At 57.6% G+C, this 22,013-nt stretch carries 18 protein-coding genes and 1 pseudogene; 15 read left to right on the top strand and 4 right to left on the bottom strand.

The window, feature by feature from the left end; genetic code table 11:
- From EN939_RS01305 to EN939_RS01255, 12 genes and pseudogenes are all read left to right on the top strand, one after another.
- Positions 1-639: methylaspartate ammonia-lyase (locus tag EN939_RS01305; RefSeq protein WP_127266648.1), on the top strand; the 639-nt coding region annotated here is incomplete at its 5' end.
- A gap of 15 nt (positions 640-654) precedes the next feature.
- Entirely contained in the window at positions 655-1,806 is a 1,152-nt protein-coding gene (locus tag EN939_RS01300; protein WP_127266647.1) for a CaiB/BaiF CoA transferase family protein, read from the top strand.
- Positions 1,807-1,913: 107 nt separating this feature from the next.
- A complete protein-coding gene (locus tag EN939_RS01295) occupies positions 1,914-2,828 on the top strand; it encodes an HpcH/HpaI aldolase/citrate lyase family protein (protein ID WP_236383480.1) in 915 nt (304 codons plus the stop codon).
- A 133-nt stretch (positions 2,829-2,961) separates the two neighbouring features.
- Positions 2,962-3,888 carry a LysR family transcriptional regulator gene (locus tag EN939_RS01290; RefSeq protein WP_127266646.1) on the top strand — a complete coding sequence of 309 codons (927 nt, stop codon included), beginning with the start codon at positions 2,962-2,964 and terminating at the stop codon, positions 3,886-3,888.
- 193 nt (positions 3,889-4,081) lie between these two features.
- Positions 4,082-5,515, top strand: a complete 1,434-nt coding sequence (locus EN939_RS01285; protein ID WP_127266645.1) for an NAD-dependent succinate-semialdehyde dehydrogenase — start codon at positions 4,082-4,084, stop codon at positions 5,513-5,515.
- 27 nt (positions 5,516-5,542) lie between these two features.
- A complete protein-coding gene (locus tag EN939_RS01280; protein ID WP_127266644.1) occupies positions 5,543-7,066 on the top strand; it encodes a fumarate hydratase in 1,524 nt (507 codons plus the stop codon).
- Positions 7,067-7,564: 498 nt separating this feature from the next.
- Positions 7,565-8,062: an Lrp/AsnC family transcriptional regulator gene (locus EN939_RS01275; RefSeq protein WP_127266643.1), complete on the top strand. Its 498-nt coding sequence runs from the start codon at positions 7,565-7,567 to the stop codon at positions 8,060-8,062.
- Positions 8,063-9,464: 1,402 nt separating this feature from the next.
- On the top strand, positions 9,465-10,325 hold the full coding sequence (locus EN939_RS01270) for a DUF4231 domain-containing protein (RefSeq protein ID WP_127266642.1): 861 nt from the start codon (positions 9,465-9,467) through the stop codon (positions 10,323-10,325).
- 9 nt (positions 10,326-10,334) lie between these two features.
- Positions 10,335-10,841 carry a TIR domain-containing protein gene (locus tag EN939_RS01265; protein WP_063169304.1) on the top strand — a complete coding sequence of 169 codons (507 nt, stop codon included), beginning with the start codon at positions 10,335-10,337 and terminating at the stop codon, positions 10,839-10,841.
- Positions 10,842-11,296: 455 nt separating this feature from the next.
- Positions 11,297-11,718: pseudogene (locus EN939_RS38790) on the top strand (IS66 family transposase); the annotation flags it as partial.
- Between the two features lie 190 nt (positions 11,719-11,908).
- Positions 11,909-13,315: an aminotransferase gene (locus EN939_RS01260; protein ID WP_063169303.1), complete on the top strand. Its 1,407-nt coding sequence runs from the start codon at positions 11,909-11,911 to the stop codon at positions 13,313-13,315.
- An 846-nt stretch (positions 13,316-14,161) separates the two neighbouring features.
- Positions 14,162-14,887, top strand: a complete 726-nt coding sequence (locus EN939_RS01255) for a helix-turn-helix transcriptional regulator (RefSeq protein ID WP_419197536.1) — start codon at positions 14,162-14,164, stop codon at positions 14,885-14,887.
- 533 nt (positions 14,888-15,420) lie between these two features.
- On the opposite strand, the gene EN939_RS01250 is transcribed toward EN939_RS01255, so the two are convergent.
- Positions 15,421-15,702: a DNA -binding domain-containing protein gene (locus EN939_RS01250; protein ID WP_127266641.1), complete on the bottom strand. Its 282-nt coding sequence runs from the start codon at positions 15,700-15,702 to the stop codon at positions 15,421-15,423.
- 116 nt (positions 15,703-15,818) lie between these two features.
- Between EN939_RS01250 and EN939_RS01245 the strand changes: the two genes are divergently transcribed.
- Positions 15,819-16,052: a helix-turn-helix domain-containing protein gene (locus EN939_RS01245; protein ID WP_126097360.1), complete on the top strand. Its 234-nt coding sequence runs from the start codon at positions 15,819-15,821 to the stop codon at positions 16,050-16,052.
- Between the two features lie 433 nt (positions 16,053-16,485).
- Here the strand turns inward: EN939_RS01245 and EN939_RS01240 are convergent, their stop codons facing one another.
- Complete coding sequence (locus EN939_RS01240; RefSeq protein WP_127266640.1) at positions 16,486-16,752, bottom strand: DNA -binding domain-containing protein; 267 nt, start codon at positions 16,750-16,752, stop codon at positions 16,486-16,488.
- Between the two features lie 110 nt (positions 16,753-16,862).
- Here EN939_RS01240 and EN939_RS01235 point away from each other — a divergent pair, with 110 nt between their 5' ends.
- Positions 16,863-17,081: a helix-turn-helix transcriptional regulator gene (locus tag EN939_RS01235; RefSeq protein ID WP_126105025.1), complete on the top strand. Its 219-nt coding sequence runs from the start codon at positions 16,863-16,865 to the stop codon at positions 17,079-17,081.
- Positions 17,082-17,819: 738 nt separating this feature from the next.
- Here EN939_RS01235 and EN939_RS01230 read toward each other — a convergent pair.
- Both EN939_RS01230 and EN939_RS01225 read right to left on the bottom strand, forming a co-directional pair.
- Positions 17,820-18,518, bottom strand: a complete 699-nt coding sequence (locus tag EN939_RS01230; RefSeq protein WP_024505687.1) for an OmpW/AlkL family protein — start codon at positions 18,516-18,518, stop codon at positions 17,820-17,822.
- 76 nt (positions 18,519-18,594) lie between these two features.
- Positions 18,595-20,718, bottom strand: a complete 2,124-nt coding sequence (locus EN939_RS01225) for a prolyl oligopeptidase family serine peptidase (RefSeq protein WP_127266639.1) — start codon at positions 20,716-20,718, stop codon at positions 18,595-18,597.
- Between the two features lie 708 nt (positions 20,719-21,426).
- Here EN939_RS01225 and EN939_RS01220 point away from each other — a divergent pair.
- Entirely contained in the window at positions 21,427-21,618 is a 192-nt protein-coding gene (locus EN939_RS01220) for a hypothetical protein (protein ID WP_127266638.1), read from the top strand.
- Positions 21,619-22,013: the final 395 nt, after the last annotated feature.

Raw genomic sequence — 22,013 nt, 5'->3', positions numbered from 1 at the left:
GGTCAGACCTTCATGGAGTTCGTGAGGTGGGTCGCGAGGCGTACGCGCGAGATTGGCCGCCCCGGGTATCATCCCGTGCTGCATTTCGATGTTTATGGCTGGATCGGCCAAGAAATTGGCATGGAGCCACAAGAGATTGCTGACTTTATCTGCAGGGTTGCCGAGAGTGTTCCGGCTTTCATTCTCAATGTCGAGTCCCCGGCGGATTTTGGTTCGACCCAAGCTCAAATCGAGAACTACGCCAAGATCGTATCGATCTTGGACAGTCGGGGCTCCAGCGCCCGTATAGTTGTGGATGAACGATGCAATACGCTAGAGGATATTCGGCTCTTTGCCGAAGCGAAGGCCACGCACCTCGTTCAAATCAAGACGCCAGACGTGGGCTCAATTGCCGATACAGCGCGAGCAGTTCTGCTGTGTAAGGCGAACAAAGTAGGGGCGTATGTCGGGGGAAGTTGTACCGAGACGGATCTCTCGGCCCAGGCTACAGTCCACGTTTCGCTAGCGACCCAGGCCGACATGATGCTCGCAAAGCCCGGCATGGGTGTAGACGAGGCATTCTCCATTGTTGGGAACGAACAAAATCGGCTTCTGGCGACGCTGAACCGTCGTCGGACTCAAAACGAGCTCGTAAGATGAAAAAAGCGGTGTCGCATGCAGAACTCTCTTGAGAGGATCACTGTCGTAGCCGTGGAGCAGGCCGTGGCTGCGCCTTATGCGTCCTCTCGTCTTGCGGATGCCGGCGCGCGTGTCATCAAGATCGAAAGGCCCGAAGGAGACTTTGCCCGAAACTACGACAAGTTGGTGCGTGGGCAGAGCGCTTACTTTGTTTGGCTCAACCGGGGCAAGGAGTCGGTCTGTCTCGACTTGAGGTTGGAGGAGGACCGGGCCGTGCTCGACATCCTTATTGCCGGCGCCGACGTCTTTATCCAGAACCTGAAGCCGGGAAGCATCGAAAAATTGGGATTCGGGTCTGCTGATCTGCGTCGACAATATCCGCGCCTGATCACTTGCGACATCTCTGGGTTCGGGGACAGAGGGCCATATTCCCACTTGAAGGCTTATGATCTTATCGTCCAGGCTGAAACTGGTCTATGCGCAATTACCGGCAACAATCAAGGTCCCGCCCGTGTTGGAGTCTCGGTCTGTGACATCTCGGCGGGCATGACAGCGCACAGTGCCATTCTTCAGGCACTCTATCACCGCGAGGTCACCGGCGAGGGGACCAGTATTCAGGTATCGCTGTTCGATGCCGTCGCCGACTGGATGAACGTGCCGGTTCTGCAAAACGACTATAGTGGGTACCGCACCGTACGCGCAGGCGTGAAGCACCCGTCGCTGGCGCCGTATGGCGCGTATCGTTGTGCCGATGGCAAAGATGTCGTCTTTTCGGTTCAGAACGACCGCGAATGGGTAAATTTTTGCGAGAAGTTCCTGAAGCAGCCGGAGCTTACATGTGCACCTGGTTTCGCCGATAACATGGAGCGCCTCGATCACCGTGTGCAACTTGATGACATTATTGAACGCCGGTTTTCCCAACTATCCTGTAACGAAGCAATGCAGGAACTTGAGGTGGCCGGCCTAGCATATGGCCGGCTGCGCGAAGTGGCGGATGTTTCAAAACATCCCCATGTTCGCAGAGTTGAGGTTGAGACACCCGATGGAACGATCGAGACGATCGCGCCGGCGGCGATTTTCAACTTGGAGCGGCCATCACTGCGTCCAGTTCCAGCCCTTGGCGCCCATACCCATGCTGTCCGCGAGGAGGTTCTGAGGCGTTTGCGCGGGACGGCCGCCTCGGCATGAGCGGGTATGTCCGCAAGAGGGGTGCGGTTTTTGTTCTAAAGAGCCTACGTGCCTCGGATCATCTTTCACTGGCACCGCCTGGCTATAATCGACCGCGAAGCCTCTTTATGATAAAGGACACCTTTGTGGCCGTTGACGGCGCAATGTCTTTACCACGCTGGAGATCCCTGCTCTTCGTACCCGCTCACGTTCCGCGCTTTGTGGAGAGGGCGCATGAGCGGGGTGCAGATGGCGTCATTGTCGACCTGGAGGATTCTGTTCCCCAGGATAAAAAGAGAGAGGCGCGGCGGCAGCTTTGTGCGTCTGTGGCTAAGGTGGGCCGCAAGGGCGCGTCTGTTTTGGTCCGCGTGAATCGTAGTTTGCGCGCCTTGGCGGCAGATCTTGATGCAGCCGTCGTGGCAGGTGTTGATGCACTTGTTCTTTCAAAGACGGATTCGCCAGAGTGGGTGTCCGAAATTGCGGACGCGGTCTCAGAACTTGAACGAGAAAGAAATCTTCCGTTAGGACGTATCCGGTTTCTTGCCCAAATCGAGACCCCAGGTGCCTTGCAAAAGCTATCGGCCATTGCCTCGTCCCATCCCCGGATGGTCGCAATGGCCCTTGGCCCTGAAGACTTCAGTGCCGCTGTTGGCGGCGCGCCAGAACTTGATCTTCTCTTGACGCCAAACCTTTCTGTTCTTTTTGCCGCCCGTGCGGCCGGGTTGCTCCCGCTGGGCTTCATAGGAAGCATTGGCGCGTTCTCTGACACTCACAAACTTCGTGAGGCTGCGGAGCGTGCACGGCGGCTCGGCTTTGCTGGAGCTTTGGCGATCCATCCAAACCAGGTTGCCATCTTCAATGACGCTTTTTCGCCAAGCCCACAGGAACTCGAATGGGCCCGTCGTGTCCTCGCGGCGGAGAAAGATGCGACGGCGCAGGGCATAGGCGCATTTGCCCTGGACGGAAGGATGGTCGATCCACCTGTTATCCAAAGGGCCCGGGATATCATCGCCACGGATCCGGGCGCCGGGTTGGGCGTCTGAGGCCTCAGCGGTTGGTTACCAAACTGGAGCGACCCTACGCTAGGCGTTATGCAACTCGGCACAATTATTGCTGTCGCGCCATCGCATTTCGAGATAGATTACATCATTGCAGTCCGCCCTCGGAAGAGTACCCGTGGAAATCAGGCAGTTAAGATACTTCGTTGGCGTGGTCGAAGCAGGCAGTTTCACGAAGGCCGCTGGCTTTCTGAATGTCGCCCAGAGTGCGCTGAGCCTGCATGTGCGTCAACTGGAGGAAGGCTTCGGCACTCAGCTGCTGATACGCGACAGGACCGGTGTGAGCGTGACGGCGTCAGGAGCCAAACTGCTCGATCGCGCTCGGGCGATTCTTAAAGAAATTCGACTTACCGAGGTGGAATTGACCAACACAGCCGCTTCCCCTGCAGGGGAGGTGACTATTGGCATTCCGTCTGGAGCTGCTCGCGTCCTGAGCGGTCCGCTGCTTGAGACGGTAAGACACGAACTGCCCAAGGTGTCCCTCAAGATGGTCGAGGGTATGACGGGACCGCTAGAGGAATGGATGGCGGCTGGACGCTTCAATCTGGCGGTTCTGTACCGCACAGCAGACAGTGTGGGGCGAATGACTGTGCTAGCGCGCGAAGATCTTTGTCTGGTGGTTCCGTCCGGCGAGCCACCGTTTGAAGATGCGATAGCTCTGGCCGACCTGCATGCATTCCCCCTGGCGGTTCCCATGCGCAACAACAATGTCAGGCGTTCGGTGGCTGATGTCGTCGCGCAACACGGTTGCGCGCTGGACGTCAGGTTTGAAGTGGACTCCCTCTCAACGATCATCAACATGGTCGTAGAGGGAAAAGCGCATTCTATTCTCGCCCCGTCTGCGGTTCAGAAAGAAGCCTCCCAAGGGCTGGTCCGGACGGTCAAGATAGTCGATCCGGTGATTACCCGCTCCGTGGTGCTCGCTGTAAATCCCAAAGATGAGCGTTCTGCGGCCGTTTCTGCGGTCCGCAAGCTCATTCCGAAGGTCGCCAGAGAATTGATTGAGAGCCGGGGCTGGGTAGCATCGGCTCCTGACGCGACCTGAGAACCATCGATCTGTAAACAACGGCATGACTTCCTTGCTGTCGAAACAGATCGATCTGGATTCCAGATGGATTTAGGCACTAATCGATATTTGACCCGCTGCGACCATCGCGATGAAACTGGCTCAAGCGAGCTCAGCGGCTTCGAAAATTGAAACGGCGCTCGCATGGCCAGAATCACAAGTGGAGCCCGCGATGTCCCACGCCAGGAGCTACGAGCTCTTCATTAATGGCAAATGGCGAGCCGGTGGTAGCCGAGCCACTTTGCCGGTGATCAACCCGGCGACGGAGAAGGTATTTGCCTCAGTGGCCTCGGCTACGGTTTCAGACTTGGATGAAGCTCTTACTTCGGCAGAACGCAGCCGCAAGGCGTGGTCCTCACGACCCGCCAAAGAGCGTGGCGAGATCCTCGTCTCTGCCGCCAGCATTCTGGCTGAGAAAGCTGGCGCGGCAGCCAGGGACCTGTCGTCCGAACAGGGAAAGACGATTGCCGAAGCAACAGGAGAGTACGCGCGCGCAGTCGAAACGCTGGAATGGAATGGCCGGCATGCCGATGAGTTGTCGACCCCGATTCCGTTGGGTCCGAACAGGATGATCGTCCCGGAGGCCCTCGGTGTCGTCGCTGCCTTTACGCCGTGGAACTATCCAGCCGTTCTCATCGCCCGCAAGCTCGCCCCCGCGCTGGCGGCAGGCTGCCCGGTGATCCTCAAAGGGGCCGAAGAGACGCCAAGCGTGGCTGTCCATATCGTGGAATCTTTGCGTCAAGCAGGGATACCGGAAGGCGTGGTCAACCTGGTGTTCGGTGTTCCTGTGCATATATCACGGCATCTGCTCAGTTCGCCAATTGTCAAAGTCTTGACGTTCACGGGGTCGACCGCTGTTGGGAAACAGCTGGCCACACTGGCCGCGAATAATCTGCAGCGCTGCATCCTTGAGCTCGGTGGACATTCCCCGGTTATTGTGTGCGAAGATGCCGACCTGGCAACGGCGATACCGGCTATTTCGGAATACAAATTCGAGTGCGCGGGCCAGAGTTGCAATGCGCCCAGCAGGATTCTTGTCGCCCGATCCCGCTATGAGGAATTCCTGTTCCGGATGACGCAGGCGGTCCGAAAAATCAGGATCGGTCCACCGGATGACCCTGCAACGCAGATGGGTCCCATGGCAAACGCGCGGCGAATCGAGGCCATGCAACGCCTGACCAAAGATGCGGTAGAGGGCGGCGCCCAAATCGAGACCGGTGGCACCCCCCTTGACCGACCGGGGTTTTACTGGCCGCCAACCATCCTGACTGGCGTACCGAAGGAAGCGAGAGTGCTTCATGAAGAGCCGTTCGGACCAATTCTCACCGTGGCTCCTTTCGATACGATCGAAGAGGCGATCGATGAAGCCAACGCCACGGAGTACGGTCTGGCCGCCTACTTGTTTACTGGCGCGGCCGATACGCAACAGAGGCTTGTGGGCGGTCTTTCTGCGGGCGCTGTTAGTGTGAATTACCTGAAAGGGGTTTCCGCTGATGCCCCTTATGGAGGAGTCAAGCAAAGCGGCTATGGATATGAAGGCGGCGAGCAGGGGGTGCGAAGCTTCCAGATTCTGAAAATGGTCAATGGCCTCGGTTCAATTGGATAAAATCCGGTGGGAAACAGAACACGGACCATGGCCGGTAGCGACATCACAAGGAGCGTCGCCGACGCCCTTCAGTACATCTCGTACTATCATCCTCCAGATTATATCCGGTCTCTTTCTCACGCATACACGCGAGAACAGAGCCCGTCGGCGAAGAATGCCATAGGTCAGATTCTGCTGAACTCCCGCATGGCGGCCTTTGGGCGGCGCCCGATTTGTCAGGACACCGGACTTGTGGTTGTCTTCGCAAAGGTCGGCATGGATGCCCGCATTAAGTCAACGGCCAGTTTCGCTGATCTTGTGAATGAGGGCGTACGTCAAGCCTATCTCGATCCGGACAATCCCCTTCGGGCATCGATCGTTGCGGATCCCCTCGCTAGACGGGTCAACACCCGAGACAACACGCCGGCAGTTGTCCATGTCGACCTGGTGCAAGGTAACCAGATTGAGATCACCATCGCCGCGAAAGGCGGCGGGTCGGAGAACAAGGCACGTTTTACCACCCTCAATCCCACCGCCTCCGTTGCCGACTGGGTGGTCAATACCGTTTCGACCCTTGGCAGCGGGTGGTGTCCACCTGGACTGATCTCTGTCGGCATCGGTGGTAGCGCTGAAAAGGCGATGCTGCTGGCCAAGGAGGCCATGAACGAGCCCATCGATATGGCGGAACTGATCGCAAGGGGGGCGTCAAGCGCAGAGGAGGGGCTGCGGATTGAGCTTTATGAGCGGATCAACGCGCTTGGTATCGGCGCCCAAGGCCTTGGTGGTCTGACGACAGTCGTTGACGTCAAGGTTGCGACCTATCCTACTCATGCAGCGTCCAAGCCTGTGGCGCTCATCCCGCAATGCGCCGCCAACCGGCACCTGAAGTTTACTTTGGACGGCTCTGGACCCATCAGCCTCCAGCCGCCCGATTTGCGCGAATGGCCCGACATCGGAGCCGACGAATTGAACCCAGCCGGCGTCCGGCGGGTCAATTTAGATACGCTGACGAAGGAAGAGACGGCATCGTGGCGCTGCGGTGAAACGCTCCTGCTGTCTGGAAAGATGCTGACGGGCCGTGACGCTGCCCACAAACGAATGGTCGAACTGATCGATGCCGGCAAGCCGCTTCCAGTCGATCTGCGGGGACGCGTGATCTACTACGTCGGTCCCGTCCGGGCAGCGAGAAATGAGATCGTTGGACCCGCCGGTCCAACAACCTCCAGCCGCTTGGACGATTTTACGGACAAGGTGCTCGCCGAAACCGGCCTTTTCGCGATGGTGGGCAAAGCGGAGAGGGGACCGGCGGCCATCGCCTCGATTGTAAGACACAAAACGCCATACCTTGCTGCAGTGGGTGGCGCTGCGTACCTGATCTCAAAATCGATTAAGGCGGCGCGGATCGTTGCCTTTGAAGACCTGGGCATGGAAGCCATCTATGAATTCGATGTGCAGGACATGCCTGTTATCATGGCCGTCGATGTTGAGGGAAACTCCATTCACAATTCCGGGCCTCTTGAGTGGCGTAAGCGTATGGCGGCCGACAGCATCGCACGCAACATCGGCGTTTGAGTCTTTCCGTTGGGCGATTTCGGCCAGACTCCCGCGCCAAATTGTCGGGCAAGCCGTAAGACGAGCGGCATTTGCGGTGCCATGCGCCTCGGCGGGCCGGACGAGCAAGGCCTTCAATTCACTCCAATAGCTGAATGTGCCAGTGAATACTGCATTGAATATGCCGTACACGCGATCGAGGCTCGAATGACGTCGCGGCGTCTATCAAGTACGGCAGCGGAGTTCAGTAAATGGGTTATCTATTTATCAGGAGGTCTCCGCCGCGGCCGGCTATCCTCTCCAGCTGCATCATTGCCCCGTTAGGCGTCGGGGCGATAGCCAAACTACTTCTGCAGCTTTTCTCAGCTGATCGCTCTCCCTCAGCTGATTTTCGTACCCATTCTGGCACATCTCGGGCCTGGAACGGATGCCTTCCACTGCTACATTCGCTCGTTTCAATTGATGATAGAATTGATCGGCACACAACGCGATGTCGATCGCTGCTTGAGAGCATAGGTTATGAAGTCGAAACCCGATCCCGTGCAACTCGACAGTTGGGACGTCCGGATTCTCTCCGAAGTTCAGGCAGACGGTCGGATTTCAAAAAGTGAGCTTGCAAAACGAGTTCATCTTTCGGCGTCCGCCTGTTCGGAGCGGCTCCGAGCACTCAAGGCCGCAGGGATTATTGAGGGATTTTATGCGCGACTGAGTCCTGCCCTCATCGGCGGCATGATCTTTGTGATGGTGGAGGTCGTGCTGGATCGTCATCGTCTTGAGGACCAACGACTCTTCGAAACTGCAATCCAAGAGATTCCGGAAATCCTGGACTGCTGGGCAATTGGGGGGCGCGTGGATTATCTGATGCGGGTCGCATCTCGTTCTATGGCCGCCTATCAGGATTTCATGGAGGGACTGCTGCAGGCAGGCTTGGGGATTGATCAATACTATAGCCTTGTCGTCACGAAACCAGTGAAGTCCAATTCACCGATACCTTTGTCCGCCCTGAGGCAACGGTGAAACCGAAAGTTTAAGTTTCAACGGTGTTTGGCACGGATCCCGTAGATTCGTCGGCAAAAGGCGCCCATTCCGACGAAACTCAAGGGACATTTGCGGTATAGTAATTGCTGGAAAAACGTGGCCGAGCGCTATGATGGCGAGGAAGGACGATGCGCTTGAGCAATCTGGAACCGATCATTCCAGGAGACGGATCGAAGCAGCCATCGGACGCACTTGGCCAGCACGGTTACGGCGAGAAGCCAAACCGGATCGTGCCTGGTTGAGGAGGCGTCCATATCTAAGATGCGAAGTGCCGAAAAATGCCTCTACCGCTACTTCAAGGGGGGAACTTTCGCCCTGGATTGGCGATCAGTGGCGATTGAGCTTAGTCGCGGTCAGCGCATCCGTGTAGGGGGCGAATCTACAGCGAGGGTTTGGCAAGCCGACGGGTAGCGGGAGTGCAAGCTGGCCCGCTCGGCCTTGGCGACCAACCCGGCCCTCGACGCCTGCGGACATTCGGAGATCGCTCCATCGCGTTTTTACGTCCTAAGTTCGTTGCTGATCGAGATTAGGAGATCGTCTGTCCTGTTTGACATTGCTGGTCTCCGCAGCCTTCTAAGCGAAGAGCATGGCTGTGCCGGGGTCGCGTAGGTGGGTGACAAGGCCGGTCACTCCTGCCACCCGACGTGGTCTTTGAGAAGGTGGAGGTTGCGCTACCGGCTGGAGAGCATGGTGCCAGTTTTCACAAGACAAGGGTCGCTTAATCGAATGGGCGTCAAGTTCATAGATTGCGAACAGATCATGGGGGGATTTGAATAGTGCTACTGACCGAGGCAGAGCTGAAAAGAGTTGCGAATGCCAGTCGAGGGCATAGAGCCGCATCGATCGTTCTAAAGGAAGAGACGGCCGCAGCTACAGCCAGATCGTCATTCGACGTTTTTCTGTCACATTCTTTCAAGGACGCAGAGATCGTTCTCGGTGTGAAGCGAATTTTCGAGGAGCTTGGGTTCACTGCTTACGTAGATTGGGTCGAAGATTCACAACTGGACCGCACAAAAGTCTCCTCGGCCACCGCCGAGTTGCTGCGGACCCGTATGAGGCAGTCAAAGACGCTAATCTATGTGCATTCAAACAATTCTCCAGGATGCAGATGGATGCCTTGGGAGCTTGGCTTTTTCGATGGGTTTCGGACCGCGGTAGCGGTTCTGCCCGTGGCAAAAAATTCTTCGGAAACATTCTCCGGGCAAGAATTTTTGGGCCTATACCCTTACATTGATGGGACAGGACCTGCATTCCTGTTTATGAACAGAGGGACCGCGCCTCGCCCAAGAATAGGCTCTGTAAGCTCGACTGCTAACCTCACGTTCGCCAAATCCTGGCTTAAAGAATTTACCGCCACAAAATAGACTGGTGTGCTTCAAAAATGAAATATCCTGGACTCTATAATAGCGCCGACGTGGCATCCAACGAGCAGCAGGCGACGTTTCTGCGCCTGATCCGGGCAGAGTACGTTCTTCTTTTTTTAGCGTCGGTGCTCTCTTTGGACTTGTCGCCATCAAAAGCCTATTTCGGTGTCTATGCTGCGGTATTTCTTTGCTCAATGGGAGTCCTCATTTTCCGGTCGGTCACAAAGCCCGAGCAGGTCTGGTATCAGGCTCGAGCTCTGGCAGAGTCGGTGAAGACATTGACTTGGCGCTTCGCGATGCGAGCACAGCCGTTCGATGACGCGCGCGCCGCTGACGCCAGAGCTGATTTTCGAAAGCTCATAGAAGGTATCCTTGATAGCAATCGTCACCTTGGTAGCGCGTTGAGCGGCACCGATTCAGCATCCCCCCAAACAACCGACCAGATGATGTCGATAAGGGACTCCCCGCTAAAAGAAAGAAAAGACCTGTATCTGCAGAGACGAATCTGCGACCAACGGAAGTGGTACGAGAAGAAGGCGCGCTCGAACAAGAGGTCCGCGAAAGTCTGGATGGGCCTCGGTATTTTTGCATACGCTCTGGGATTCTCGTTCATCGTAGTACGCATCGCTGACCCCGCGATGCCAGGCTGGCCGACCGAGCCGCTAATTGTCATCGCCGCCTCGCTTATCGGGTGGACCCAGATCAAGAAATTTAACGAATTGGCATCGGCTTACACGTTGACAGCTCACGAGATCGGCTTGACTGCCGACCTTATTACGGACGCCAACTCGGATGAGGCATTCTCCGCCGCGGTGAACGAAGCCGAACTGGCTTTCTCACGGGAGCACACCCAGTGGGTTGCTCGTCAAAACAACTAAGAGACAACAATGGCATACAGCGATCCGACCTATGTAATATTTGACGGCGATGAAGACGCTTGGGCATACCGCTTTATGAAAGGGTGGAACGCCAGCGAGAATGTGAGTTTTGAATTCGCGAACGCTCACGATCTGGACAATATGACGAGCCGAGCACAGGACGAAGATTATGTTAAACGCAATCTTCGCAACAGAATGAATGGATCGAGCCAGGTACTTGTCCTGATCGGTGAGAAGACGAAAAACCTTTTTCGCTTCGTGCGCTGGGAAATGGAATTGGCTCTTGATCTAGGTCTGCCGATAATCGCAGCAAACCTTAACGGCTCGCGGCAACAAGATGTGAGCTGTCCGCCTATCATCAGGGACAAATGTGTTGTGCACGTGCCGTTCAAGATGAAGGCCATCAAGCACGCGCTAGCCAATTGGCCGAGCGAATTTCATCGGCTTTCAAACGCTCAGCGTGGCGATGGCGCCAGGAGCTATGGCGAAAGCACCTATCGCGATCTCGGCTTATAATCGCCCACCTAAAAGCACTTAGCCGCCCAAACATCCTCGCCATCCGCTGGCGGCGACTAGCCTTAGCAACGTCCGCCAACGTGTTCCGAGCTTGCCGAGCGATGATAAGAAGAGACGTCCGATTTGCTGAGTTTGGCTGAAAGCTGCAGGTCATGTGCAACCTATTAGAGGAGCCCCGCTCGAAGCGTCGGATCGTCAGACAAGATCACGTCGCGCGAGGGCGCTGGTTTCGCGAGGAAAAGGAGCGGCTGTTCGACGTTTGAGGCTTGATCCAGCGTTTCGAGACTGCACGAGCGGCCAGCATTGATGGAGGCATGCTGCCGCCTTCTGCGAGCCGCAGCTCGGCTCGCCCTGCGCAGCAAACCACGAATTTGCGATCGCAAGAAAGGCAACACGCTGACGATAGAACTTGGCGGCGCTGGTCGGCTGCGAATCAAGATGTCGATGGCAAGGAGCTCTCGCCGCGCGTCTTTGCCGGGCCGAACCTTCTGGCTATGCTCCTTGGAGAAGTCTGCCGAGCACCAGCCGCCGCACCGCCAAAGCGATCAATATGCGCGAGGGCACGACCTCAGCCTCTCAGCGCTGGCCAACCAGGTTGGAGCCTGTGCCGCGGCACGGAACCCGCTGCCTGCTGATCGAGGCGAATGTGCTTTGCCCCTGATCACCTGCATTACCACCCTTGGGAAGGGCAAGACCGATCCGGACCGTCAGAATGTAAGGGATGACCGGCAGTTCGGCGGAACATGGCCGCCGGCGCTCTATCGTGCCTCGCGCGGCCGGCGGGAACAGCGTCCCGAGCGCTATTCATCCGTCAATATCGCCCGCTAATCGGGCACTATGCTGGGCGCATGCGCGTCGTAAGCTGTTCGTGTTTGCAGGACGCGCCCCCGACCCTCGGCTAAGGCGAAGGTGACGCCTTAGTTTTCACGGCAATTCGGGCCGATCCCGCGAATTCCACGGCGAATAACCTGCATTCCCGAGAAACTCAAGGGACGTTTCCGGTATGCTATTTGCTAAACAGGTGGCTGGCCGAGTGCCCTCCGCCAATTTATCGCGAGGAGAGGGACATGCGCTTGAGCAATCTGGGAACCGAGCAACTCCGGGAGAAGGATAGAAGCTTCGTCTTCCATCCTTCTACGCATTTGGCCAAGCACAGCCGAGGCGAAACGCCAAATAGGATTATGGCCGGTGCGGAAGGCGTCTATATCTGGGACACCGAAGGCCGAAGAAGCCTCGACGGTTTCGGAGGACTCTACTGCGTCAACATGGGATATGGATGCACGGAGATCGCCGAGGCCATTGCCAGGCAAGCACACGAATTGCCGTTCGCACACGTCTATGCCAGCCAAGGTACGGAGCCGGTCGCCCTGTTGGCAGAGGCCGTGGTCGAGTATTTCGGTCAGAACATGCGAAGGGTCTATTTCGGCCTCTCCGGTTCCGATGCCAACGAAACCAACATCAAGCTGGTCTGGTACTATAATAACATTCTTGGCCGGCCCGAAAAGAAAAAGATCATCTCGCGAAATCGCGGCTATCACGGGTCTGGATTGGTCACGGGTAGCCTAACTGGCCTTCCCTTCTTTCACAATTTCTTCGACCTGCCTCTGGATTTGGTGCGCCATACAACCACGCCGCACTATTACCGCCAGGCGCGTGTCGAGGAGAGCGAGGAAGCGTTCTCCCGGCGCTGTGCCGATGAGCTTGAAGCCTTGATCCTGGCCGAAGGACCGGAAACGGTTGCAGCTTTTATCGGAGAGCCGGTACTTGGGACAGGAGGTATTGTGCCGCCCCCCAAAGGGTACTGGACGTCCATTCAAGCGGTGCTCGACAAATACGATATCCTTCTAATCGCGGATGAAGTGGTCTGCGGCTTCGCGCGAACCGGCGAGAAGTTCGGTTCCCACCTGTATAACATGCGTCCGGATTTCGTGACCATCGCAAAGGGTTTGAGTTCCGCCTACCTCCCCATCTCCGGGTCAATCATTGGCGACCGTGTCTGGTCGGTTTTGGAACAAGGAACTGAGAAGCACGGCGCACTCGGCCACGGCTGGACATATTCGGGGCACACGCTTTGTGCCGCAGCCGCGCTCGCCAATATTCGACTGCTTAAAGAAAAAAATATTTTGGAGCATGTCCGCGATGTTGGACCGTATTGGCAAGACCGGATGAAGGCCGAGCTGGCGGGACATCCCATCGTTGGTGAAGTTCGCGGAGTGGGTATCCTGTCGGCCGTAGAGATGATGCGGGACCCAAAACAAAGGATACCATTCGAACCCGACCTTCAGGTCGGGGTGCGCACTGCAGCTGCTCTGTTTGAGAATGGTGTCATCGGACGGGCCATGCCGCATGGCGACATCCTCGGTTATGCACCCCCCCTGATCATTACCCGAAAAGAGATCGACATCATTGTCGACGCGACGGTAAAGTCGGTCGATACCACCTATCGCGCGCTGAAGGCGGAGGGTGCCGTATGATTTTGCGATCGCGAAGGAGCGAGTCCGGAGGCAGGCATGTCCCTGCGCGCTACTGCGCCGAGCAGACCCAAAACTGTTGAATTCCAGATATCTGATCTTGAGCATGCTCCGGGCTATTTCAGTCACGATTTGTAACCGAATCAGTTCTGCCGCCGCTGTCCTGTTGCCCAACGACCAGGACCTCTGTGCGGCGCGCCCTGCGGGTGTACCTCCCCGCCGGCAGGGCGCCCTTTTTGACCCACGTAATCAGTATCATTATGGCCCGTGCGGAATCGAGGGTCTGGTAAAGGTCATCTGCACGTTCCGATGCAGATTGAGCTTAGACGTGCCCTTTACATCATTGCAGCGGGCCACGGTCGTCGGTTCCAAAGTGCGGCAATGCCGAAGGTTATCTTCCTTCACATCACAAAGAACAGAATAATAATTGCGGTGTATTTTATCACATCAGGTATATAAAAGGACGATACTTACACACCACCCCGTTCACAAGGAAAGGCATTTTAATATTGTTGAGACGATTTGCCTATCAAAGAAAAGAAAGCATCGCAACACTTCTTTGCGGATCACGGCGCCCCGGGTGGGGGATGAGCGGCTATCCGAATTGTTATGCTAATGCCGACCCAAATTCCTGCAAAAGCTGGGGTCAATGATGGCTTTTGGTCAGCGCAGGATGATTTCTCCTGATTTGGTCGGTGCAGGGGCGGTCATGACTTAATGCATGGCAGCATTCTGGAGCCCGGTCAGCCCAGCGACGCCCGCGAATTCAATCGCGTTTGTCGGACATACACGACGCAGCCGGAAGGCGTGCAGAAAGAGGAAGAATCGAGCGCGACGATGACGAGGGACATGCCACTTGTTTTCGAGACATTCCTTGAAAGACTGTCACAGAGTATGGATGAGGCAGATTTCCGGGATGCCATGGCTGAGGCGGCCGGACGACTTGACCTAATCTTCTTTGCCTACCTCTCCTTGCCAGCACGGCCTTCCGGCAAACCGAGGTTAATTTCGAACTATCCAACCCGCTGGACCAGACAGTATCTGGAAAATCAGTATGAGAAACTCGATCCTGTGGTCTTGCGTGCTCGAAATGGCGGCTGCCCGTTTCACTGGGGATCGAATTTGGGAGGCGATAAAATGTCGCCGGCTCAACAGCAGCTATTCGATGAGGCGGCTCAATTCAGCATCTGCTGCGGTTTGACGATCCCAATTGTCGATCTCCGCGGCCGCACCGCTGCGGTTACTTTTGCCGCCGATGAGCCTCGTCCAGTATTTCTTCGGGTCGCTGAGCGGTACGAACAAGCTCTTCAACTGATGGCGGCCTGCTTTCATCGTTGCGTTCGCCGCAAATTGCCGAGCGATCGAACAGTGGACGGGATTTCGCTGACATCCCGCGAATATGAGTGCCTGAGGTGGGCAGCGCGGGGTAATTCAGCCTGGGTGACCGGCCGCATCTTGGGTATCAAGCCACGCACGATCGCTTTTCATTTGGACAATGCCAAGAAGAAGCTAGGCGTGCGAACCCAAAATCAGGCTATAGCCCTTTTGGGGTCCGAAGGGTCCTCAATTCTCTGAGAAGCTTTTTGATCCCCTTGTGCTCGGGCCATTCGATCGCGCGCTTTGTATCGAGCGTTGACTGGATGCCGAGATCTTCTGTTCCGCCGGCTCGGGCGATGCAGCCGTATTCTTCCAGTCCGCGCCGGTGATCATAGTCTATGGGTGCTCGAGCGGGTGTTTCGTCGCTGACGAGCTAGTCGTGCGGTTATATAGTTTCCGAGGATGGCCCGCTTGCATACCTGCCTGCCGGTAATCTCTAACCCTTGACTTAGGGCGATGGCTATCGGTTATGCGGCTTGAAAGCGAAGAGGTGGACCCTTCGTCGAGCGCCGGTACGATATGGAGTGCTGCTCCGGGCTAATACCCATCCAGACAGAGCGGAACCTTCTATCACGTCAGACGCTCGGACAATTGCCAAAACCCGATTCCTGGGAACTGAATTGTGCTCGCCACCGGGTCCATTTTGCCGGCGCGTCTGTGGTGCAGGCCCCGATCAGCCTGACCAATGGCACAGGAACTGCCTGCTTCTATGACCGAGCACTGCGAATTTGTCAGCTGGCGAACAATTCCTTGTAGCCGCTCGTCACCATCCAGTTCGCACGGTCGAGATGACTACGAAGCGCCTTCCTGGCGCGCTCCGGTTCAAGTGCCGGATCAATGCCGAGGATCAGTTGGGCCATTTCCTCTTCGGGCGCCTCATCGGCTGAGGCGTCCAGGAGCCTCATATAGATGGTAAAGTGCACCCTGTCGTAGGCGGTAAGACGGTCAGACCAAGGGACTTCGTCGAGCAGTGTTGAGCTTTGAGTCCTATCTGTTCCCGTTGATCGATTCATGTCTGCCGCGAACCTCGCATGTTGATCGCTGGATCCAAGGCAGAATATCCCAAAATGGGATAATCCGAAACGGGGATTAGTCGCTGAGCCGGTCTCTACCTGACCGGTTCACCTAAATGCCCAAATCTCTTCGATCTCCCCGCCACCAGCGGTTTCTGGCCCAGTTGATCTCACTGCGCAATGTCAAAGGGCTGACGCAGGCGCAGGTGGCTGAGAAGCTTGGTCGTCCGCAATCTTTCGTGGCGAAATATGAGGGTGGCGAGCGGCGTCTCGATATCATTGAGTTTCTCGACGTAACTGCGGCCCTCGATGCTGATCCGTGTGAGATTCTGTTGAGCCTGCGCACGTAGTGGGCGCCCGCGCCCATCACCGCGCGTGCCGTGTGCCGGTGGGTCGAGCCCCGCTTTTCTTGGCTCTGGCGTCTCGACCATTCCGCTGCGCCTCCTAGCGCGTCGTTAGACTCTCGCAATTCGCTCTATTTGTGCCTTTCCCAGCAGGTGGCGCCGCATCCTTCTAGGCCCGCCGCGGCGTCCCGCAACCCTTAGCCAGCTGTGAGCTTTCAGTAGGTTGTCCATCCGGCCCTTCGGATGCGGTGCGGCTCAGACGGACCCGTTCCTGTCATGATTCGCCGACGCACCCATTCCTGGGAAGCAGCCATTGGCGAGCGGAGGACAAAATGATGAGACAGCGAAGCGCTGGGCCATCCGCGCTGTGGTGATACGTCGATGCATGGTGTTACGCGACTTCGTTGCTTGAAGCGAAGCGACCGCACCGCCCATTTCGTCAACTGGCGAACAAATCCTTGTAGCCGCCCGTCACCACCCAGTTTGCACGGTCGAGATGACTGCGAAGAACGTTGCGTGCGCGCTCAGGTTCGCGTGCCGGATCAATGCCGAGGATCACTTTGGCCATTTCCTCTTCAGTGGCGTTGTCTGCCGAGGCGTCCAGGAGCCTCATATAGGTTGTAAAGTGGTCCTTGTCGTAGGCTGTAATGCGGTCCGACCAGGGGACCTCGTCGGCGAACGGCGTGTTCGATCTGGGCTGCAACATCGCTAATTCTATCTCCGGCCAATGGACCCGCGAAGCCCTGTGCCTGCTAAAATGTGGATTACATATTATAGTTGATAAACTCAAGCCGCCTGATCCGCTGGCTTGCGTGCATGGATATGCGCAAGTTGGTCGGACGAAATGTGCAGAGGATCAGGCAAAGGAAGCGCCTGACGCAGGAGCAGCTTGCGGAGATTTCCGGGTTCAGTCAGCAGTACATCAGCGGCTTGGAGAAAGGCCGAAGAAATCCGACAATTATCACGATCTATGAACTGGCATTGGCCCTCGGCGTCAGCCACATGGATCTGGTTCGGCCCGACAAACAGGGCTGATGCACCCGCCCTCCAAGTAGCTGGCGGCCTGATGGCGCGCGCCGGGTGCTTGTGAACCCACGCTTTTCTTAGGTCCCCCGGCAGCCCCTGCCATTTAGCTCGCCCTCGCGCGGGCGCACCCTATTGGACAGTCGGACGCTGCGTTTTTGTCAGCTTTCCTGGGACGTGGGGTGGTCGGCATTCCCTTTTAGGCCCGCCGCGGCCTGCCGCAACCTTCGCTCTCGCTTCAGGTCCTTCTCTTGTTTACGGTCCTTCGGATGCAGTCCGCCTCTTTCAGCGGGCCTAATCGCTTTCTGTTGCCCGCCCCACGGGGACAGGCACGCGAGACTAGTATGGAGCGTTGCGGTTAGCGCGCGAACAGCAAAGGAACCGAAAAAACCGGCAACTGTCGCAGTATGGCTGAACCAGCCATCGTGTCGGCATCTAGGAGCCGCGTGTTCGCCTTGCGCTGACACGAAGCTCAGACATGACGTCCGGGAGACGATGCTGGCAAATAGTCTGGCTGAAGCATTCCACCCACAATACCAAAGCCCGTCCCGATTCAAAGCGCTTCTGAGCACTCCATCTCAGGCGCGGGGCCAGCTGGCCAGTTCACCTTCTTGGTCCGCCGGAAGAGAGCCCCGCCCTCTCGACAATCGGCTTCATGAGGTCTCGCCCTGCAGTGTCGACCGTAAAAAAGGGCGCGCGAGGCGCCCTTCATTTAAACCGGCAGTCGGGAAGCAGACTTCACTCTGATATTCAAAAGCGGTAGGTGACACCTGCGCCTATCAGCCAGGGATCGAGCTCCGCCTTCCCCGTCAGCTTCGCGCCGGCCACCGTGACGTCGAAGTCCGGCTTCAGGAAAAGCTTCTTCACGTCGAAGTTGAGGCCCCAGTGCTGGTCCACCATGTAGTCGAATCCGACCTGCAGCGCCGTGCCGAACGTGTTCTTCACCTTGAGAGCATCAGCGCTGCCAGTGTCCTGGTTGTAGAAGATCGTGTAGTTCACGCCGGCGCCGACATAAGGCTTGAACGCGCCGAGATCGGTAAAATGGTACTGCAACGTGAGCGTCGGCGGCAGCAGCCAAACTTTGCCGATGTTGCCCAATCCTCCGATCGTCCCTTGGCCCGCGATGTTGGCATAAGTGGTACCGAGTATGAGTTCGGCGGCGATGTTGTCGGTGAAGAAATACGAGATATCGAGTTCCGGCGTCACCGTGTCCGAATACGAAAGACCGGAGCCGGGAAGCGTATCAACGTAGCCCAGATCTTTCGTAACGACGCCCAACGCCCGCAGGCGGACCTGCCAAGGGATTGGCGCTTCGGTGACCGAGGCTCCCGTCTCCGCCAGGACGGTCTCTGCTTGCGCAGGCTCCGCGGCGACGGCCTGCTGTCCCACCATGATCAGGGCCACCGCCGCTGCTGTTGCCCGCGCTACGCCCATTCGCGTTCTCGCCATGAGATTCACTCCTTGATGTTCAGAAAGGATGCACTGCACTATTTCGTCTCCTGCTCGAATGAATTGTTGATGGACCTCAAATGCCCCACTTGCGTGCAACGCGTTCCGCCGTCTCCGGAAGGTGATCGTTGAAGCCGATTGCGCTGCGGAGAAAATTGGTGCCTAGACTGATGAATGCGGCTTGCTCCCGATTGTCCTCGCCGCAGCCGTGCCCGCCTGCGCTGGCCTCGTAGAAGTAAGCGGGATAGCCAAGAGCCTGCAGTTTTGCGGCCATCTTGCGCGCATGGCCCGGATGGACGCGGTCGTCGCGTTTCGTGGTGGCGATCAGGATAGGCGGATAGGGCTGTCCCGGCGCTGCGGCGTGATAGGCGGAGATTTCCTTCAGGAAAGCCCAATCGTGAACCTTGTCCGGATCGCCATATTCGTCGATCCAGCTCGCGCCCGCCAAGAGCTTGGTGTAGCGACGCATGTCGATAAGCGGTGCTGTGCAGAACAGAGCCCCGAAATGCTCAGGATAGCGGGTCAGCATGTTTGCGATCAGCAGGCCGCCATTTGAGCCACCCTCGGCGGCAATCCGCCTCGGCAGGGTGATGCCCCTTCGCACGAGGTCGGCGGCAACGGCGGCGAAATCGTCATGGGCGAGACGCTTGCCCTCCCTGCGCCCGGCTTCGTGCCAGCGGGTGCCGAACTCGCCGCCGCCGCGGATGTTCGCCTCGACACACGTGCCGCCGCGCTCGAGCCACAGCTTGCCCAGCGGGGAGTTGTAGTAGGGCAGGAGTGATACGCCGAACCCGCCATAAGCGGAAAGGTGAATCGGAGCATCTCCGTTCCCGTTCGCCGGACCAACCTGCGTATAGGGGATCAGCTCATGATCGATAGAGACTGCCTCGTGGCGCGTGACCACCAGTCCGGATGCATCGAAATTCTCCGGGCTGCGCTTCAGGATTGCTGAAGCGCTGAGAGACGGCGCGGCATTCAGATCGAACAGCAAGAGCTGCGGCGGCGTGATCGGATCCTGAGCACAGATCAGGACCTCTCCATTGGTCTCGTGAACTGCCGCATCGAATGACCAGACGTCGACAGTACCTTCGGCGGGCAGGGTGTTCAGGACTCGGCGCGTCCATTCCTGGTGGCCGGGAGTGAACATCTCGAAACGCGGTGCGAGATTGACGAGGTAAGAGATAATGAGCTTCCCGTCATTCCAGAAGAATGACTGCATGGAGCGCCTTTCCCCTGGTTGAAACAGGGTCTCAAAACGGCGTCCGCCAGCGAGGAAAGAGGAAAGCGAGATGACGATCAGCGCGTCGGCGGGATGGGTGGTGCCTCCCACCGTCCAGGGCTTGCGCGGCCTTACCGCCAGCCAGTCGCCGAAGACCCGCCACGACGCGTCGCGAGGAAGATCGATCTGCCTCCTCGGCCCGCTCCTATCGCCGATCCAGCTGATCTTCTCGAAGAAGGCCGGCTGCTCGATGAACCAAAGGCGCTCGCTGCGGCCGGTGCGGTCCGAATGACCAGACACTTGGAAGCTTTCGAACCCGGCCTCGAAGATTGCCGGCGTGGTGAGGGGATCCGCGTCACGCTTCCACAGTCGAACGGTGCGCGCATAGCCGGAGCGGGTGGCCATGCCATTACCAAGCGCACTGGAAAGCAGAAGCGTGTCAGGGTCCAGCCAATTAACGTAGCCTTTGGCCTCGGGGAGGTTGAAGCCGTCGGCGACAAAGCTCAGAGAGATCAGGTCGAATTCGCGATGCACGACCGCGTCGCTGCCGCCGCGCGACAGGCGCAGAACGGCTCTTTCCCGTCTCTCCGGCTCGATGGACGCGCCGTCCCAGATCCAGTCCTCTCCGTCGCTAGCCGCGAGAGCATCCAGATCGAGCAGTAGCTCCCATTGGGGATCCGCCTTCATGTAGGCGGCAAGGGTGGTCCGGCGCCACAGTCCGCGTGGATTACCGTCATCTCGCCAGTAATTGTAGAGGTACTGACTACGGCGCGCGATCAGGGGAAGATTGTCGCGATTGTCGAAAATGGCTGTCAGAGCCGCGCGGTCGCGCTCGAATTGCGCTCCACCGAAGTGCTTCAGGGTCTTTGCCGATTGGCCGGCGGCCCAGGCAAGTGCCCGCTCGCCCTCTACATCTTCAAGCCAGACATAGGGATCGTCGTCGGGAGCATCCAGCGTTGGACGGACATCAAATGCGTTCATGTCCGGACAGCCTTCAGAAAGAAGGGATAGAGGCTTCCGTCGGCTCGGGAACGCTCAGTGCTGGTAGCGGCGCCCACATGTTCGAAAAGCGTGATCATTGATGAGTTCTTCCAGTCGGTGCGGCATCGCAGTGCTTTTGCGCATAGGGACCGCAACCGTCGTGCCAACTGGGAAAATCGTTTCGGAACAACGCGATCGCTCTGGAAGCGTTGTGTCACATGTCCGACATCGTCGAGAATCCGACAACGAGTGCTCCTCCTAATCACCGGATCAACCTCCGGCGCCAGGCGGTGACACCGTGCAGAACTCGAGCAGTGAAGCTCATTGGTGAACCTGGTTGACGCCCAACATCTTCGCTCTGGAGCGCTTCACGCACACGGATTCATGGCAGACACCATGATGCGATCGATGCGGTTAGAGACCAAGCTGGCTGCGCCTGTGAGTTTCAGCCGCCAGCTGGAAGCAGCTGAGTTCTGAGGAGAAGGGTGGGGCACCCCTTGGGCGACCTGATGGTTGCCCAAGCCCTGCCGCAATCTTGGCCTGCACCGTCCCCTGGGTTGCTGTCGATCAAGCCAGGAAGCTGCATTCGGGCGAACGCATGGGGCTGGTCCCCATGGCAACTTGGGCTGATGTGGGGCCGTCCGATATGCGATACGAGGGTCTAGGATAGGGGAGCTCGGGCTCGGTAGTATCTCAGCGAGACGGCTAATGGTCGACGAAGTCTTCCTGACGCCACGCATTGGTATGCCGCAGCAACAGGGGCAGTGCGGGCGCAAGTCTGGTTGTGAAATCGGCTGCTACAGGGGCATGCCGCGCTTCATCTCCATACCGTCAGCGAAGAAAGCGCGGCGCGAGCATCACCAAAGAGAAGCGGCGCGCCGTTCGTTTGCGGTCCACTGACCAGTCGGCTTCACCTGTACAACACGGGCTGGCATAGCGTGAAACTGAGCCTCCAATGGCGGAAATTAGCTTATAGCATCCGGGCTACGACAACCTGCCCACAACCAGCGTCGAAGCCACCGCCACGCCACCAAGTCTTCAGGGAACGTCCTGAACGGAACCCAGCCGGGCACTCCTATCAAAGCGACCCCCTTCGCATGCTCAGGCCGCGCTTGCTGTCGCTGCGCGGGACCGACAGCCTGCTTCTGCCCTGCACAGTGCCGACGACACATGCTTCGACGAAATGGCGTCATCGAGGTCGGGTGGCTTCGGCGCCGGTGCTTTGCCAAATTGCATGATGTTTGGACGTCCGTGGGGGCGGGCAAGGGGGCACAGTCGTGCCTGCAGTTCTCGTG

The sequence above is a fragment of the Mesorhizobium sp. M7A.F.Ca.CA.002.05.1.1 genome, assembly GCF_003998335.1.
In the GTDB taxonomy this organism is placed as follows: Bacteria; Pseudomonadota; Alphaproteobacteria; order Rhizobiales; family Rhizobiaceae; genus Mesorhizobium.
This window is presented reverse-complemented; position numbering and strand designations above follow the sequence as displayed.